Consider the following 15,836-nt stretch of genomic DNA (forward strand, 5'->3'; position numbering starts at 1 on the left):
TTGCAGCTCGACGGGCACGGCGCCGTCGTGATCGACGCCGGCATGCGCACGAGCGCACCGGACATTTATGCGGCGGGCGACTGTACGAATCAACCACAGTTCGTCTATGTCGCGGCGGCGGCCGGTACGCGCGCGGCGATCAACATGACCGGCGGCGATGCGCGGCTGAATCTCGATACGATGCCGGCAGTCGTCTTCACTGAGCCACAGGTTGCGACGGTCGGCTACAGCGAGGCGCAGGCGCACCAGGCGGGCATCGAGACCGACAGTCGCACACTGACGCTCGACAATGTTCCGCGTGCGCTGGTGAACTTCGACACGCACGGCTTCATCAAGCTGGTGGCGGAAGCCGGCAGCGGCCGGCTCATCGGCGTGCAGGCGGTGGCGCCCGAGGCGGGCGAAATCATCCAGACGGCCGCGATCGCGATTCGTGCAAGGATGACCGTGCAGGACCTCGCTGACCAGCTGTTCCCGTACCTGACGATGGTCGAGGGGCTCAAGCTCGCCGCGCAGACCTTCTCGAAGGATGTGAAGCAGCTCTCATGCTGTGCCGGATAAGCTGCGGGGGACGACGATGAACCTTGCCCGTTACACGGCCGAACTGGTCGAGCGCCTGATGATGGCCAACCAGTTGGAAGGTTTTGCAGATCTCTATGTTGTACTGCTGCGTGAACTCAGCAATGGGGCGCCGGTTTCTCCAGCCGCGCTGGCTCCGGCCATGGACTGGCCCGTCAGGCGTGTGACCGCTGCACTCAAACAGGCGGTCAGCACCGAATGGGACGACGATGGCAACGTCGTCGGCTACGCTTTGACGTTGCGTGAGACCCCGCACACCTTCGAAGTCGGCGGCCGACGCCTGTACACGTGGTGCGCCTTCGACACCTTATTCTTCCCGACGCTGATCAATCGGACAGCCCACGTGGTTTCGTGTTGTGCGGCCACTGGCATGCCGGTCTCGTTTACGGTCACGCCCAACGAGATACAGGAAGTCGAACTGGCCGGTGCGGCTGTATCGCTGCTACTTCCACAGGCCACAGCCGATATCCGCGCTGCGTTCTGTTGCCACGTGCATTTCTTTGCCTCTGTCGCCACGGGTCAGCAGTGGGCCGCGACGCACCATTGCATCGAAATCGTGAGCGTCCGGGACGCCTTCTCCGTGGGCCGCGAGCGTGCCGAGCGACTGTTGCGGGCCACCTGTCTGCGAAACGCGGGGAGCGCAGACCGTGAGTAACTCGGCCATGCCGCGTTCCCCTCACAGCTCCGGCTGGCGCTCTTGGCTCTGGGGTGCGCTCGCTACGCTCACCTGCCCATGCCATCTGCCGATCATGCTGCTGGCGCTATTCGGCACCGCGGCCGGAGCACTCGTCAGCCAGCATAAGGGCATCGCTGTGGGCGTGCTGCTGGCGTTATTTGCCTTGTCGCTCACACGGGCGCTGCACGCGCTCCGCTCACCTCGCTAATATGCGCATCGGTGCCCTCAGTCCCACGTCGGTGTCCGGCTGAGGCATATCTCAACTGGACCTCAGGCCCGGGAAGCAAATGTCGTCATGTTAAAGTCTGCCTCCAAATTATCTGACGCCGGCTACCCAAGCTCTAAGGCTCAATCTGGCGATTTCGGCCTTAGCGTACGAAAAAATCCGTTTCTTGAGGGCACCCCTAGTCCGACAGAACCGAAGAACTGTTGGGGAAAATCAGCTTGAAGGTCGTTCGAATGTTTGGGACGCTGGTGACGGTGCATTCGCCGCCATGCTCTTGCATAATCGAACGCACAATGGCGAGCCCAAGTCCTGTCCCTAGAGCAGACCCGTACCGTGCTGGATCGACACGATAAAATCTATCAAAGATACGATCTATATGCTCGGCCGATATGCCTCGGCCAAAGTCAGTCACACTGATCTCCCCAGAAGTCCCGTGCGTCTCGCAGCGTATCTGGACAGTGGTACCCTGGGGAGCATGGGAGATCGCATTCGACACCAGATTGCTGATAGCGCGTTGTACCAAAAGCGGATCACCAAAGAACTTCACCTCGCCAGTAACGTCAATCCCGACACCAGCATCGTCGGCTGATATCTCATAGAACCCAGCAATTCGCTCTGCTTCTGAACGGCCATTAATTTCCGTGAAGACGAGCTTCTGTTGCGCATTGTCGCTGCGGGCTAGGAACAACATGTCATCGATCATGCGCGAAAGCCGTTGGCACTCGTCAACGCTTGATTCGATGACCATACGATATTCTTGCGCACTTCGGGGTTTCGAAAGCGCGACCTGCGCTTCGGCCAGCAAATTGGTTAGAGGCGTTCGCATGTCGTGCGCGAGATCCGACGAAAACCGGCTAAGGCGACTGAACGAATCGTCGAGTCTGGCAAGCATACGGTTGAACGCATGACTTAAATCCTTAAGTTCCCCAGCCATATCGCCTTCCGCCAACGGTTGAGCAAGTCGGCTGCTTGAAACTGCTTCGGCCTTCGCAGTCAAACGTCCAAGCGGACGCAGGCCGAAGCTAGCAATCATGTAAGCGACCGCCGCGGTGATCAGAGTCCCAACCACCACCACGAAGAGAACACTCAACGCATACGCTTTTAATAGCGCCCGCTCACTTCTACCATCGTACTGGACCGCCACACGTACCACGGGTCCTTGCAAGCCATCCAGGGGCACCAGCGCGACTAGATACCTGAGGGTCGTTCCAGGGATAAGTATCGTTTTGGGTGCCGCATCGACTTCCGCCGCAAGAACAGCGTTGTTTGCACGATATCCGCTCGTACCCGTGAGTCGGCGACCGTGGAAGTCGTAAAGCGCTAGGTCAAGATTTTGGTGCCCGTGAAGGGGGTCCGCAAGCGGTGCACTATCGGACGCAACATCTTCGACAGTCTTGACTTCACTCAAATGCGAACGTACGGCTGTCAAGGTAGTGGTCATTTCTTGTTCCGACATTGAAGCAATGTTGGTCTTGAGTGCCTGATAAAGCAACAAGCCACTAGCGGCCAAAAGCATCGATGTCGAAACCGCGAAAAGTATTGTCAGGCGAGCGCGCAGCGTTCGCGGCAGCAGGCTTATCATCATTCGGGCGGCCGCGCTCGCTCTTCAAGCACATAGCCCATACCACGAACCGTATGAATCAGCTTCGGCTCGACATCATCGTCGACCTTCGCTCTTACCCTGCGGATCACTGCATCAACGACGTTAGTGTCGCTGTTGAAATTCATATCCCATATCTGGGACGCTATGGTCGAGCGTGGCAGGATCTCGCCCTGGCGTCGCATCAACAACCAAAGCAACGCGAATTCCTTCGCCGTCAATAAGATCGTCTTGCCGTGACGCGTCGCCTTTCGTCGGGTCACGTCGAGCTCGAGGTCAGCGACTTTCAATGTGGCGGAGTCGCGACCCTGCCCGCGACGCAGTATCGATCTCACTCGCGCAACCAATTCAACAAAATCGAACGGCTTCGCAAGATAATCGTCCGCGCCCAGCTCCAGCCCCTTGACGCGATCGCCCACGTCATCGCGCGCGGTTAAAAACAAAACTGGAGTGAGATGCGTCTTGCGCAGTTCATTAAGGATGCTCCATCCATCCTGCCCCGGAAGCATTACGTCCAAAATTATCAGATCGTAGTCTTCCGTTCGAGCCTGATGCAAACCGCTCACGCCATCGGCCACCCAGTCGGCAACGAACCCAGCCTCGTTTAAGCCCTTGCGAAGGTACGTGCCCGTTTTTACCTCGTCCTCGACGATTAGGATTTTCATACACCTTCTCCTGCCGACTGACCAAACCGTCGACGTAACCGAATTGGAATTAGCGGACGAAGCATGTTGATTGCTGCTCCTCGGAACGATGTGGAATGACATGTCCGATACAGCACGGGCAGCACGAGCAAGGTTAACGCAGTGGACGAAATAATGCCTCCAATCACCACGGTCGCGAGTGGCCGCTGCACCTCTGACCCCGTCCCTGTAGCAAACGCCATCGGCAAGAAACCGAGCGAAGCCACCAACGCGGTCATCAAGACTGGTCGAAGTCGTGTGAATGCACCCTCAGTCACAGCGGAATCCAGGTCTCGCCCGTCTTCACGCAAACTACGAATAAAAGAAATCATCACCAAGCCATTTAGTACTGCCACGCCCGACAGCGCAATAAATCCGACCGCTGCGGAGATCGATAACGGGATTCCTCGCATCCACAATGACAACACGCCCCCACTCAATGCAAAAGGAATCCCGGTAAATACGAGCAGGCCATCTTTAGCGTTATTAAACATCATAAAAAGCAGCAGGAAGACCAGCAACAGCGCTACCGGTACGACCAGTTGCAGGCGTGCAGTGGCCGTTTGCAGCTGCTCGAACTGGCCACCCCACGACACCCAATATCCGGAAGGAATTTGGACACCCTGACGTAACTTTTCCTGCGCTTCAGCCACAAATGATCCCACATCTCGACCACGGACATTCGCGCTAATCACGATCCGCCGCTTGCCATCTTCTCGACTAATCTGATTCGGGCCAGGCGATACGTCAATGTTAGCCAATTCGGCCAATGGCACGTACGGCGCTTGTAACTGAACGGAGCTCGCGCCCGCACCCACCCCCGTTGTGGGCAACGCAATGGGCAGCCGCTTGATCGCTTCAATATCGGTACGCAAGTCATCAGGGAGGCGAACAACGATATCAAAACGCCTATCGCCTTGAAACAGTGTTCCTGCTGTCTGACCGCCGACGGCGGCCGCAACGGTATCCTGAACATCGGCGATATTGACGCCATAACGCGCGAGCTTCTCCCGGTCCAAATTAACCGTCAGCACAGGAAGGCCTGTGGTCTGCTCGACCTTAACCTCGGACGCACCGGGCACTTTTTGCAGTATTGCCGCAGTTTTCGAGGCTGTTGCGTTTAAAACTGCCATGTCATCGCCGAAGATCTTTACCGCGACATCGCTTCGAACCCCAGAAATCAGCTCGTTGAACCGAAGTTGGATTGGCTGCGAGAACTCAAAATTGTTGCCGGGGAGCTTCTCGACCACCTCTTGCATCTCTGAAAGAAGTGCCTCGCGCGATTGTTTCGGGTCGGGCCATTGATCAATGGGCTTCAGCATGATGTAGCCGTCAGACACGTTTGGTGGCATCGGGTCAGCAGCGATCTCTGCCGTTCCTGTCCGCGCAAAAACGCGTTCGATCTGTGGAAACCGTTCTTTAAGCGTTGTCTCGACCGTTTTTTGCATCGCAAGAGACTGAGTCAAACTGGTACTGGGGATGCGCACCGCTGCAAGGGCCATGTCACCCTCGTTCAGGCTGGGTATAAATTCACTCCCGAGCCGTGTCGCAAGTAATAGTGTCAACATGACGATCACGACTGCCGCTCCCAGCACGCGTTTTGGACGAGCGAGGAATGCGTTTAACGCTGGCTCATAACCGCGTTTCGCCCAGCCCATCACACGGCTTTCCTTCTCCGCGACACGGCGCCCAATGAACAGCGCCACGGCCGCCGGAATGAACGTGACCGACAAGAGCATTGCGGCTGCGAGAGCGATAACGACCGTGATGGCCATCGGGTGAAACATTTTGCCCTCCACGCCAGCAAGCGCGAGGATCGGCAAATACACCACCATAATGATCAGCTGGCCGAATATCAGCGGACGACGCGCCTCCTGGGAGGCTGCGAAGACTTCTGCAAACCGCTCATCGCGAGATAGCGGCCGACCTGCAGTTGTTTGTGCGTGCGAAAGTCGCCGGATACAGTTTTCGACAATCACCACCGCCCCGTCGACGATGATGCCGAAATCGAGGGCGCCTAGACTCATCAGGTTCGCACTGATTTTTCCATTGACCATCCCCGTGAACGTGATCAACATTGAGAGCGGAATGACGGCTGCCGTAATTATTGCAGCACGAATGTTGCCGAGAAAAAGGAACAGGACAGCGATGACAAGCAACGCGCCCTCCAGCAGGTTCTTTTTGACGGTGGCTACTGCTTTTTCGACCAACACCGTACGATCGTAGACGGTAATGGCACGCACCCCACTGGGAAGGGAGCGGTTGACCTCCTCCATCTTTTTCGCGACTGCTTTTGCGACCCTCCGGCTGTTCTCGCCCATCAGCATGAACACAGTACCTAGGACGACTTCCTGACCATTGGCCGTAGCAGCGCCCGTGCGAAGTTCTCGGCCGATCTCAACTAACGCCACATCGCGGATGCGCACTGGCACTCCGCCGACGTTCGTCAATACGACATTGGCAATGTCGTCGATGGACTTGGTTTGCCCAGGCACGCGGACAAGATATTGTTCGCCTCGTTTTTCTATGTAGCCTGCGCCTACGTTCGCATTGTTTCGCTCAAGCGCACGAACCACGTCGCCAAGCGACAGACCATATGACATCAACTTGGTAGGGTTCGGAGCAACTCTAAATTCTTTGACGAAGCCGCCAATCGAATTGACCTCGGTTACGCCCGCCACATTGCGAAGTTGCGGCTTGATTACCCAGTCCTGTAACTCACGCAAGTCTGTTGCTGTGTAGGCGGTTCCATCCGGCTTACGTGCATTCCGGTCTGCTTCTACAGTCCAAAGAAAGATCTCGCCCAAGCCCGTCGAAGTGGGACCCATCGCAGGTGTTGCGCCAGGTGGAAGCTTGTCCTTTGCTTCCTGCAGCCGTTCATTGACTAGCTGCCGTGCGAAGTAGATATCAGTCCCCTCCTTGAAGATGACGGTGACTTGTGACAATCCATACCGTGAAATTGAACGCGTCTGCTCTAGATCAGGAAGACCAGCCATCGCAGTTTCGACCGGATACGTGATTCGCTGTTCAGACTCGAGCGGTGAGTACCCAGGTGCAGATGTGTTGATCTGGACCTGGACATTGGTAATGTCGGGGACCGCGTCAATTGGCAGCTTTTGATAACTGTACACACCCAAGGCCGCCGCCGCGGCTACAGCAATTATGACCAGCCAGCGGTGCGCGATCGCAAAACGAATTAAACGCTCAAACATAGTACTGTCCTTCCCGAGGGCGTCGAGCCGTCAAGTTGTTGTCGGGGTCATACCTGTGGAGGCTAAAATGAGCTTAAAACCCTTCAGCGGCGCCTTTGCTTAATGCCCTTCAGCGCTGCCTTTTTCAAGCTCGGCTTTTAGTACAAAGCTATTAGCAGCGGCATACTGCTGACCCGCTCTCAACCCTTTTGTGACTTCAACGAAGTTGTCGTCGCGACGGCCCAGTTCGACGTTTTGCGCAACAAATCCTTTCGACGTTTGCACAAAAATGGCGGGCTTGCCGTCAATGTCTTGCAACGCGTCGGCGGCTACCGCGATGGGTGCGTTTTTTGACCCTGCGGTTACCGATACATTGACGAACATGCCCGGGCGCCACGAGCCATTCGGATTGCCTAGCACGACTCGCGCGGGCGCGGTACGTGTTTGCTCGCCCAGCAAAGATCCGACGTACGCGATTTTTCCGGAAGCTTTCGAATCGAAGGCTGCAGCGCTGATCGTGGTATCTCGACCTACTTGCACATCATTTAGCCGTTGTGCTGGAACGGCCATCTCAGCCCATACCGTGTTAAGGTCGGACAGCACTAGGACGTTGGCGTCAGCCGCGACCGCTTCACCTGCGGTTACATGCTTTTCAACGATCGTTCCTGAAAAGGGAGCCCGCAGCTCGTACCGATTGAGCGCTCCAGTAGCGGCAGATGCATTGAGCGCAAGCAATTTCTGACGAGCGCTTGAAGTTGCAATCTCCGCCTCACGCAACTGCGTCTGAGCCTGAAGGTAATCCTGTTCAGCCGAGATTTTTTCCTGCCATAGCGTCTTCTCTCGCGCGTACGTCGCCTGTGCCGCCGATAATCTGCGCTCGGCCGTGAGCAGTTCGCTTCGTCGATCTGCTAGGTCAGTGCTCGCTATGATGGCAAGAACTTCACCTTTTCCAACCCGCTGACCCAAGGATACGGAGACTTTCTCAACTATGCCGGCTACGCGAGGCACTATATGAGCGGTCACGTCTTCGTTGAATCTGATTTCTCCGGGAAGGACGAAGGAGCTAGCGACCAAAACTGGCCCCGATTGTTTGGTCGCAATGCCCGATGCCTTCAACTGCTCTGGCGCTAATTGGATGGCACCGTCTGCCCGCGACACCTCATAGGACGCAACCGCACCGGAAGAACGGACTTTTAACGAGACGTCGAACACATGCGGCTTTGCAATTGGCTCAGGCAGGACAAATTTCTGACCCGACGCGACAAGAATGACTGACTGTTGTGTTCCGTCGTAGCGCTTTATAGTCCCGGATATCGACACGCCAGCAAGTCCTATTGGTTTGCCTTTAGAAAGAGGGTGTACCTCAAGTTGGACACTTTCGCCTTGCTCAGCAAAGACGACCTCAATTGATTGGGTCCCGCTTGTGAGTACCGTTCCTCCACGAGGTCCCACGGATGCGTCAGCCGCCAGTGCGGCATTCGCAGGCGATGCTCCGTTAATGTCCATGCCAAAATAATTTGCCGATAACAGCAAGACTGCAACGAGGACCGCAGAGCCGCCGGCAGCCATAACGAGATTTTTTTTGCTTGCCATGACATGCCTTAGGGTTGGGTAGACGGGGATGGTTGAGACGCCAGATCGATACTTCCGACGACGCGTTCAAGGTCCGCATAGGACTGACGGGCCGCGATTAAAGCCTTGAGATACTGCGACCGTGTCTGAAATAATGTGCGTTGTGCGTCAAGCACATCTATGAAACTGAATTTACCCAGGTCGAACCCGCGTGAAGTGGCATCCAGCGCCTGGCGGGCGGCTGGCAGCACCTCACCCTTTAAGCGCCGCGCCTCGATGCTAGCCGCGTCATAGCTGGCATATGCTTGAGCGAGATCCGCGCGCATTTGGGCAAGCTCTCCGTCACGATCAGATTTGGCTTTCTCCGCACGGTGCGTAGCCTCCAGCAACGCGCCCTTGTTGCTATCGAATATCGGCAGCGGGATCGATATTCCAACCACGGCTTGATTGCTCGGCATGCCTCCTGCAACGATGCGTTTCATACCAGCGCTCACGGTGATATCCGGCGTGCGCCTCGCGCGCTCAAGGGACACAATCGCATTCGATCGTCCTATTTCCGCAACTGCTCTCCGGGCGGCCGGCGAGTCTTCAATTCTCTGTTGGAGCACAGACATTCCGATAGGCACCTGAAGTGCTTCGGCGTCACCTGTTAAAGCTCTTTCCCCTAGGTCGAGCATGCCAATGGTCGACGCCAGCCTCACCTGCGCGGCGGACACAAAGGCATTCGCGCTCGCAAGAGCGATTTGAGCTTCGGTTGCAGCGACCTGCGCGCGGGTCGCCTCCACCGGAGACACTTTCCCTGCCGTTGCGCGCCGCTGAACCAATTGTGCTGAGCGACTTGCGATATCGGCGGAATCACGAGCGAGTTCAACCTGTTTTTGCGCGAACAACACTCCATAAAACGCTGTGCTGACATCGGCACGCAGGATGGCCACTCGCCCATCGAGTGATGCGAGTGCACCTTGCCGCGCATAGGAGGCGGCGTCCAAGCGATATGATCGTTGGCCCGCGAGTTCAATGCGCTGATTGATAAGGCCCGTTGAAGTCCGCTCGTTACCCTTGAACCCCTCCTGCAAAAACGACACTTCTGGGTTGGGTCGAGCACCGGCCTGAATATATGTTCCCATTGTCGCGTCTACTTCGGAGCGAGCGCTTCGGAGGAAAGGATTGTTGTCGAGCGCGATACGCTGTGCATCTTCCAGCGTCATCGGATTAGCTTGACTAGCCTCAGTTGTGACATGCGTGGACCCGTCAAAGCGGAGCGGTGTCGACGCATCAGCTGAGTTCGTCTGTGCTGCGACCGTTCCGGCAAACGTAGTCAAAATCGCTGCTCCAAAAACGCATATGCGCATGTTCTAACTCAGTAGGTCGTTGTAGATAAAGGATCATACGAATTTGTTGCGGCGCAAACATGATACGAACATGAGATTCTTGTCATGTTCACGGGATAGTCTTGCAGTAAGCCGTTGGCTAAAAAGCTCTACGCACCCGTTAACGGAAATTTTCAAGCTAGTTGTCGCCTCGACGCATAAAATTCAAGCTGCTTTTTGCTCCTGGTTACGGGGTTGTGGAACGACGCTTATTTTGTCGGTGCGATCCGGATTGAGATGGACGACATCAATGCGTTGCCAGTTGCGCGTTTGGCCTTTCCAACGCAACGGATTACTTTGCCGAGCGGTCTCGTAGAGGGCCGTACGACGATCAAGAATGTCTTGGTCGAGATTGCGGTGACGCTGAGCCGGCGTGACGAAGCGGATCGCGCTGTGACGATGCTCATGGTTATACCAGCGCACCAGTTCGGTGACCCAGTTGCGCGCGGCGCCCAAGGTGTCGAATGGCTTTAGCGGATAGGCCGGACGGTACTTCAGCGTCTTGAACAGCGATTCTGAAAAAGGGTTATCGTTGCTCACACCCGGGCGACTCAATGATGGCATGACACCTAGGGCCTGCAAGGTAGCCAGCATTGTGGCGCCTTTCATCGGGCCGCCATTGTCGGAATGCAGAATGACTTGATCAGGCTGTATCGCTTCACGCGCGCAGAGATCCTTGAGGACCTCGCTCGCCTGGGCACCGCTCTCCTCGGCATAGACCTGCCAGCCGACGATCATCCGGCTGAATACGTCCATAAACAGATAGAGATAAAAGTACTGTCCGCGAATCGCTGACGGCAAATAGGTGATATCCCAGCTGTAAAGCTGGTTTGGCGCGTCGGCCGCGACTGCACGTGGTTTGGAGCACGAACGGGGCGCTCGCTCACTGCGCCGGTGAGCGAGCTGACGCTCCTCTCGCAGTATCCGGTAGAAGGTCGATTCCGAGGCGATGTAGCGTTGCTGGTCAGCAAGCCGGGGAACGATCTGGCTCGGAGGCAAATGACCGAATTCGGCGGAGTTCGCGACTGCCAGCAGTTCGGCACGTTCATCGGCGGAAAGCTTGTGGGACGGTTCATAGCATCGTGAGGAGCGTCCATCAACCGCGTCAGGTTCGCCGCACAGCCAACGTTGCACAGTACGCTCGCTCAACCCCAGAATGCCACACGCGGGGGCTTGGCGAGCCCCCGCCAAGGTCGCCTCGCTGATCAGACCAATCAATGTTTTGCGCTCTTCAAGGGCGGTCATTACGCCTCGTCCTCGAACAACGCACGATACTTTTTTTGCAGCACCAACAGCGCTGCCGCCTCAGCCAAGGCCTTCTCTTTACGGTTCAATTCGCGCTGAAGCTGTACATTGGCTTGCTTCAGTTCACGGATCTCCTGAGCGCTCTCCTGGCGATTGCCAGCCCTGCCGACGACGCAAAAGTCCACGCCCCACTGCGCGAGATGATGGGCAAACAAGCCCCTCTCACGACACCACGCGTTCAGGGATTCGTCGACCAACCCGTGGCTCTCATGCAACGCCACCAGCCGCTCTTCCAGCGACCAGTCTTCTGGACGTTTTGCGTGTCCGGAGTCCGAGCTCCGAGCCGCCGTGGCGCTACCTCTCATCCACTTCCTTAAGGTCAGTGCATTCATGTTCAATTCGTCGGCCACGGATCCGACTGTACGGCTTCCGCGGTTAAGGACCTTCGCAAGCGCCTGCTCTTTAAACTCGGCTGAATACGTTTGTTTCGTCTTCAATCTACCACCTCTGATCTCTTCATTAAGAAAATTCAGAGGCGACAACTAGTGTGACGCAGGGGGTTAACGCGAAGGACACGATGGAAGCTTCACGTGGAGGTTCTGACATGGATAGTCTGGCTTCAACTGAGGCGCACGTTTAGCCATCGGACTCGCCGAGGAGGTAGGATCTTTTTGCGAATTTCCATTTACGAACGAGCATCCCGTCAGCATGGTTGTCGCAGCCACGAGTGTGCAGATGCTAAGCGCCTTAGTTAAAAGAGCTGAACGGAGCCAAGGGGTAACACCTCTTTCTTGACTTTTACATCTTTTAAACGCAATCATGAATAGCACCTGACGCTAATAGAGACAAGTTTGATAGGCTGTCTTCGGTCACCGACCAGGCGAGCATTCCCGAGTGTCGATGTCCGATCAGTCTGAAATAACGTGAGTCGCTCAAACCAGGCGCGCCCACGCAGCCGTCAAGACCCACGGAGTTGAGTGAACGCAGTAGACGACGCGATGTAGCCAACCTAAAGCGGATGACGTACGTGGCAGGCTGATTGCGAAGCGATCGAAGCCCAAAAATATTTGGTGAGATGCTCTAGACGAGCCGCTGGGGCCAAGCTCGCGTAGATAGCGTTCGGTTCGGCTTGTGTGGTTACGGTCCCGCTCGGTGGATCAAAGCACTGATTGACGGTGCGGTACGAGCGCCCTTCCTTATGTCTTGAGGCACACCGTCAGACGCCTCGTGCGCAGGAGCTTTTTTAACGACAGCGCCTCGCTGGCCCGATTCCGATTCGCTTTGCGCTCGAAAATTTGATCTGTGGAGGTCCCATGACGGATAGTTATGACCACCATCGGCAAAAGCAGTCGAAGAAAGGGTTGCCGCGAAGACTGCGATCAACATGAGAGCATGTTTCATTGGAACTACCTACAAAATATATCGGGTCGAAGTGATCTTCGAGTGATCTCATTTTGAGGAGAGAGGTCCGATGAGAACATGACGGCTAGATGATATTTTTATCATCTTGATTGCCGGTGATGCAGCAGTTCATTTCAGGTTGGAAGGCCGGACTCTCATCTGGTCGATCAGCCTCGCCAACGCGAAGCGTAGGCTGCCTATGAAACCGTATGCGATCACGGGCAAGTAGAATGCGGACTTGGGCGACATTATTCAGCGCATTGTAGCGAGGGTGAGAACGATTCCAATAGTCTTTCTTCGTCGGGGTAAGCGTTATCTAAGGCGAGCCGATCGTCCTTAGTTGAATCACATAAAGTCCGTGTGAAGCAACTTGCTGTTTAAAGCTGCAAATCTGACAAAATTATCATCGTGAGATCATCGTCACGCACCGCTGACTATGCAGACTTCTCTCCAAGCCGCCACATCGGCGGTTCTTAACCGAGAGATCAATTATGAAAGCGTCGAAAATTTCAGCTGTCGTTGTTTTCGCATGTGCCTCAGCAGTTGCATTTGCACAGGTGCCGTCGAGCGGCAAAACCCGTGAGCAAGTTAAGCAGGAGTTGGCACAGGCGCAGCACGATGGAATCGTCCCTGCTCCCAAGCATGACTACCCGCCAAGCCCGGCTCGGGTTGCTCGTAACAAGGAAGTTCATGCGCTGACCAAGCATGCCGGCGAGCAAATACCGGTTCAAGCGGATCATCACGATACAGTCGCAGGTCGGTAATCGTGCAGACGGGTCAACCCGACCGGTGCCTGCTCTTCCGACGCGTTGACCGGCCTAATGAGGCGGTTGTTGGCTACTAATAGCGAGGGCGCCTGAAAGGTCCCTTTGCCGATCGCCGTTTAAATAGCCCGAGGACCGAGATTGTTGAAATATACGCAGTGCGGCGAACGGCCGGCCGGAATGACTGAGATCAACGCATCGTCAGACAAATCAACCATTCCCACACTTCCGTACTCTCGAAATGCGTATTTCACGGAAGCTGGACACGCGTTACGTACGAAGACGGAGGAACGTGGCAGGTACAGCACACTGAGCGGAATGTTGATCCTTCTCTTGGGAAAATGCCGCGGACCACGGATCAATGTGAGTGTGATGGCTGGAGCTTCGAAATTGTCGATCTTGATGGACTACGCAATGACAAAGTTTCGTCTACCAAGCAAGAAGGACATCCGAGTTAGGACAGTCGTTGTAGGATAGCTCACGCGTCAGGAGTTTTTCGCATCCGCTATTCCGTTCTGGGTACGCCAACCTCATGGCACTGGGTCATCAGTGAATATGACGATGGTGGATATCTGGGAAGTGGGCGTGCGTATGGGTAATGCGTACGTGCTCGTGCGCATGTGTGTGGGTTTCTTCACCGTCCCAACCAAATTCGTGGATGTGCTGGTGGTGCTCATCGTGCCGGTGCGGATGATTGTGGCTCAAGACTTCGTGTGTATGGGAATGTTCGTGCCGCTCGCAAATATGGAGCCAGATGCCGAGCGCCATTAACACTGCAGCCACCCAGAAAGGAAACGACGGTATTTCTGGCCATAGAACGATCGATAGCGCCACCCCAAATATTGGTGCAACGGAAAAATACGCGCCGGTTCTGGCTGTGCCGAGTTTGCGCAGGGCAACGACGAAGAGCACCAAGCTCACGCCATAACCCGCGAAGCCTGTAAGCATCGCCGTGGCAACCTTGAACACTTCGGGCACACGTGCACCGAGAAGCAAAGCGATAGCCAGATTGACGGAGCCCGCCACCAGCCCTTTCAGGACAGCAATCACCATAGCGTCGTTGGTCGACACCTTACGGGTCAGATTATTGTCAACCGCCCAGCAGATGCAGGCTGCCACACCCGGTCGCTAGGAGAGTACTATGCCTCCCGCCACGATCGCTACCATCCCAAGAAAGATTTGCAGATCGACGTTTTCTCGTTTTCTCGAAAGACGACCCATGCAAGTACAGCAGTAATCACCCCTTCGAGGTTGAGTAATAGCGAGCTGGAGGCGGCAGGTGCGGTGTTCAATCCGAACATCAGAAACGCGGGGCCTGCCACACCACCAGCGGCAATTGCCCCAAGCAACCAAGGCACTTCGGTTAATTGTATTCGGCTCTGGTTCTCTTGCTCGCGAGCGTACGGAACAGCCGCTGGAACACGATTCCAACGGCTAGCCCAATTCCACTGCCGAGATAAAACAGGCCCGGACCATGAAGGGCGACAGCGATCCCAGCAGCGCCTTGGCGAGTGGCGTTGTTGCACCGAATAAGGCGGCTGCGAGCAAGGCGGTGAACGCGGCGTTATGACGTGCGGACATATGGATCGGAGATGAGACTAAAAGGTTAAAAAATTGCCCTTTCCCGTGCCCTCATGTACAACCTTCGAACACTTATCGGCATCGTCGCGACACGACGCTTGCGTGTCGAGGCTTTTCGGAGAAACCGCCGTTGCCGCGGTCTTGGGACGTGATTAATCCGTGCATCAAATTGCCCATGTTCACGTGGATGGGTCATCTAAGCTCAACCGTTTTTCGAGAAGCAAATATAAAAGCGCTTTATTCTCTAACGATAACTGTCGAAGTTGCCGCCGCAACTCTACCTTCGTCGGCGAAGCGATGCGCTCAGGAGAGCTTAGGGGTGATCGAACTCGTTTTGCAAGGATTGCATGGACGAGGTCCGGATGACAGACGTACAAATTCCCACGGTTTACGCCCGCGACAGAGCAAACTTTTGCAACGCTCAACGGCCCGGTTGTTTCTTGTACCAGATAAGCGATCGCAGATTCCACACGACTACGCACGGAGGCAGTTTGGAAGACACCCTTTTTCATGAGCTTCCACCTGCGCTCGATTCGACAAGATGAGCGTGCTTATTTAGCCCGGAAAGCACTTTCGCTGAATTTTCGCTTCGCCGCTGGACTATACGGACAGTCTGCTCGCAAAGGCCAGAACGACTTAAAAACAGAAGATCTTCCTTGCACCGGGTCTCCCAGAACGGGCGGTGTTTTTCGGTTGTCAGGAAGTTAGAGCACGTCGAACAGACATCCGGACACCTGCGGACGTGATTGGGGCCTTGCGCATCGCCCCGACAAGCCGAGTGAGATTGGGAATAAACGCAGTAACCCCAGTCGCAAGGCGCTAGATGCTTAGGTTCAAGGGGTCGTTGCAACACCTAATGTTTATGACGCAAGTAGTAGATCTCTTAGTGCTTCTGCTGGTGATTTCCATCCAAGGCTTTTACGCGGTCTGCAATTTAGTGCGTCTGCGACG

Annotated in this window: 9 protein-coding genes and 2 pseudogenes; 4 read left to right on the forward strand and 7 right to left on the reverse strand. The window is 55.6% G+C overall.

The genetic code is table 11. From position 1 onward, the window contains the following. The 3 genes from ACRXB1_RS13985 to merE form a co-directional block, all read left to right on the forward strand. Positions 1-558: FAD-dependent oxidoreductase (locus tag ACRXB1_RS13985; protein WP_449492324.1), on the forward strand; the 558-nt coding region annotated here is incomplete at its 5' end. Between the two features lie 16 nt (positions 559-574). Beyond that, entirely contained in the window at positions 575-1,231 is a 657-nt protein-coding gene (merB, locus tag ACRXB1_RS13990; RefSeq protein WP_449492325.1) for an organomercurial lyase MerB, read from the forward strand. Further along, on the forward strand, positions 1,224-1,460 hold the full coding sequence (gene merE / locus ACRXB1_RS13995; RefSeq protein WP_449492326.1) for a broad-spectrum mercury transporter MerE: 237 nt from the start codon (positions 1,224-1,226) through the stop codon (positions 1,458-1,460). Before merB ends, merE begins: the two co-directional genes overlap by 8 nt. Positions 1,461-1,656: 196 nt before the next feature. Here the strand turns inward: merE and ACRXB1_RS14000 are convergent, their stop codons facing one another. The 6 genes and pseudogenes from ACRXB1_RS14000 to ACRXB1_RS14025 all read right to left on the reverse strand — a co-directional run bounded on the left by ACRXB1_RS14000 (position 1,657) and on the right by ACRXB1_RS14025 (position 11,636). After that, complete coding sequence (locus ACRXB1_RS14000) at positions 1,657-3,063, reverse strand: heavy metal sensor histidine kinase (protein ID WP_449492327.1); 1,407 nt, start codon at positions 3,061-3,063, stop codon at positions 1,657-1,659. After that, entirely contained in the window at positions 3,060-3,743 is a 684-nt protein-coding gene (gene irlR / locus ACRXB1_RS14005; protein WP_449492328.1) for a heavy metal response regulator transcription factor IrlR, read from the reverse strand. Before irlR ends, ACRXB1_RS14000 begins: the two co-directional genes overlap by 4 nt. Then, positions 3,740-6,973, reverse strand: a complete 3,234-nt coding sequence (locus ACRXB1_RS14010) for an efflux RND transporter permease subunit (protein ID WP_449492329.1) — start codon at positions 6,971-6,973, stop codon at positions 3,740-3,742. The genes irlR and ACRXB1_RS14010 overlap by 4 nt, the downstream gene beginning before the upstream one ends. A 99-nt stretch (positions 6,974-7,072) precedes the next feature. Then, positions 7,073-8,545 (reverse strand): efflux RND transporter periplasmic adaptor subunit, encoded by a 1,473-nt coding sequence (locus ACRXB1_RS14015; protein ID WP_449492330.1) that lies wholly within the window; start codon positions 8,543-8,545, stop codon positions 7,073-7,075. Between the two features lie 8 nt (positions 8,546-8,553). Further along, positions 8,554-9,732, reverse strand: a complete 1,179-nt coding sequence (locus ACRXB1_RS14020; protein ID WP_449492331.1) for a TolC family protein — start codon at positions 9,730-9,732, stop codon at positions 8,554-8,556. A gap of 327 nt (positions 9,733-10,059) precedes the next feature. Then, positions 10,060-11,636: pseudogene (locus tag ACRXB1_RS14025) on the reverse strand (IS3 family transposase). A gap of 1,395 nt (positions 11,637-13,031) precedes the next feature. On the opposite strand from ACRXB1_RS14025, the gene ACRXB1_RS14030 reads away from it, so the two are divergent. After that, on the forward strand, positions 13,032-13,304 hold the full coding sequence (locus ACRXB1_RS14030) for a DUF4148 domain-containing protein (RefSeq protein WP_449492332.1): 273 nt from the start codon (positions 13,032-13,034) through the stop codon (positions 13,302-13,304). Between the two features lie 546 nt (positions 13,305-13,850). Here ACRXB1_RS14030 and ACRXB1_RS14035 read toward each other — a convergent pair. Next, positions 13,851-14,885, reverse strand: a pseudogene (locus ACRXB1_RS14035) (DMT family transporter). Positions 14,886-15,836: the final 951 nt, after the last annotated feature.

It is taken from the genome of Caballeronia sp. M23-90 (assembly GCF_053574605.1).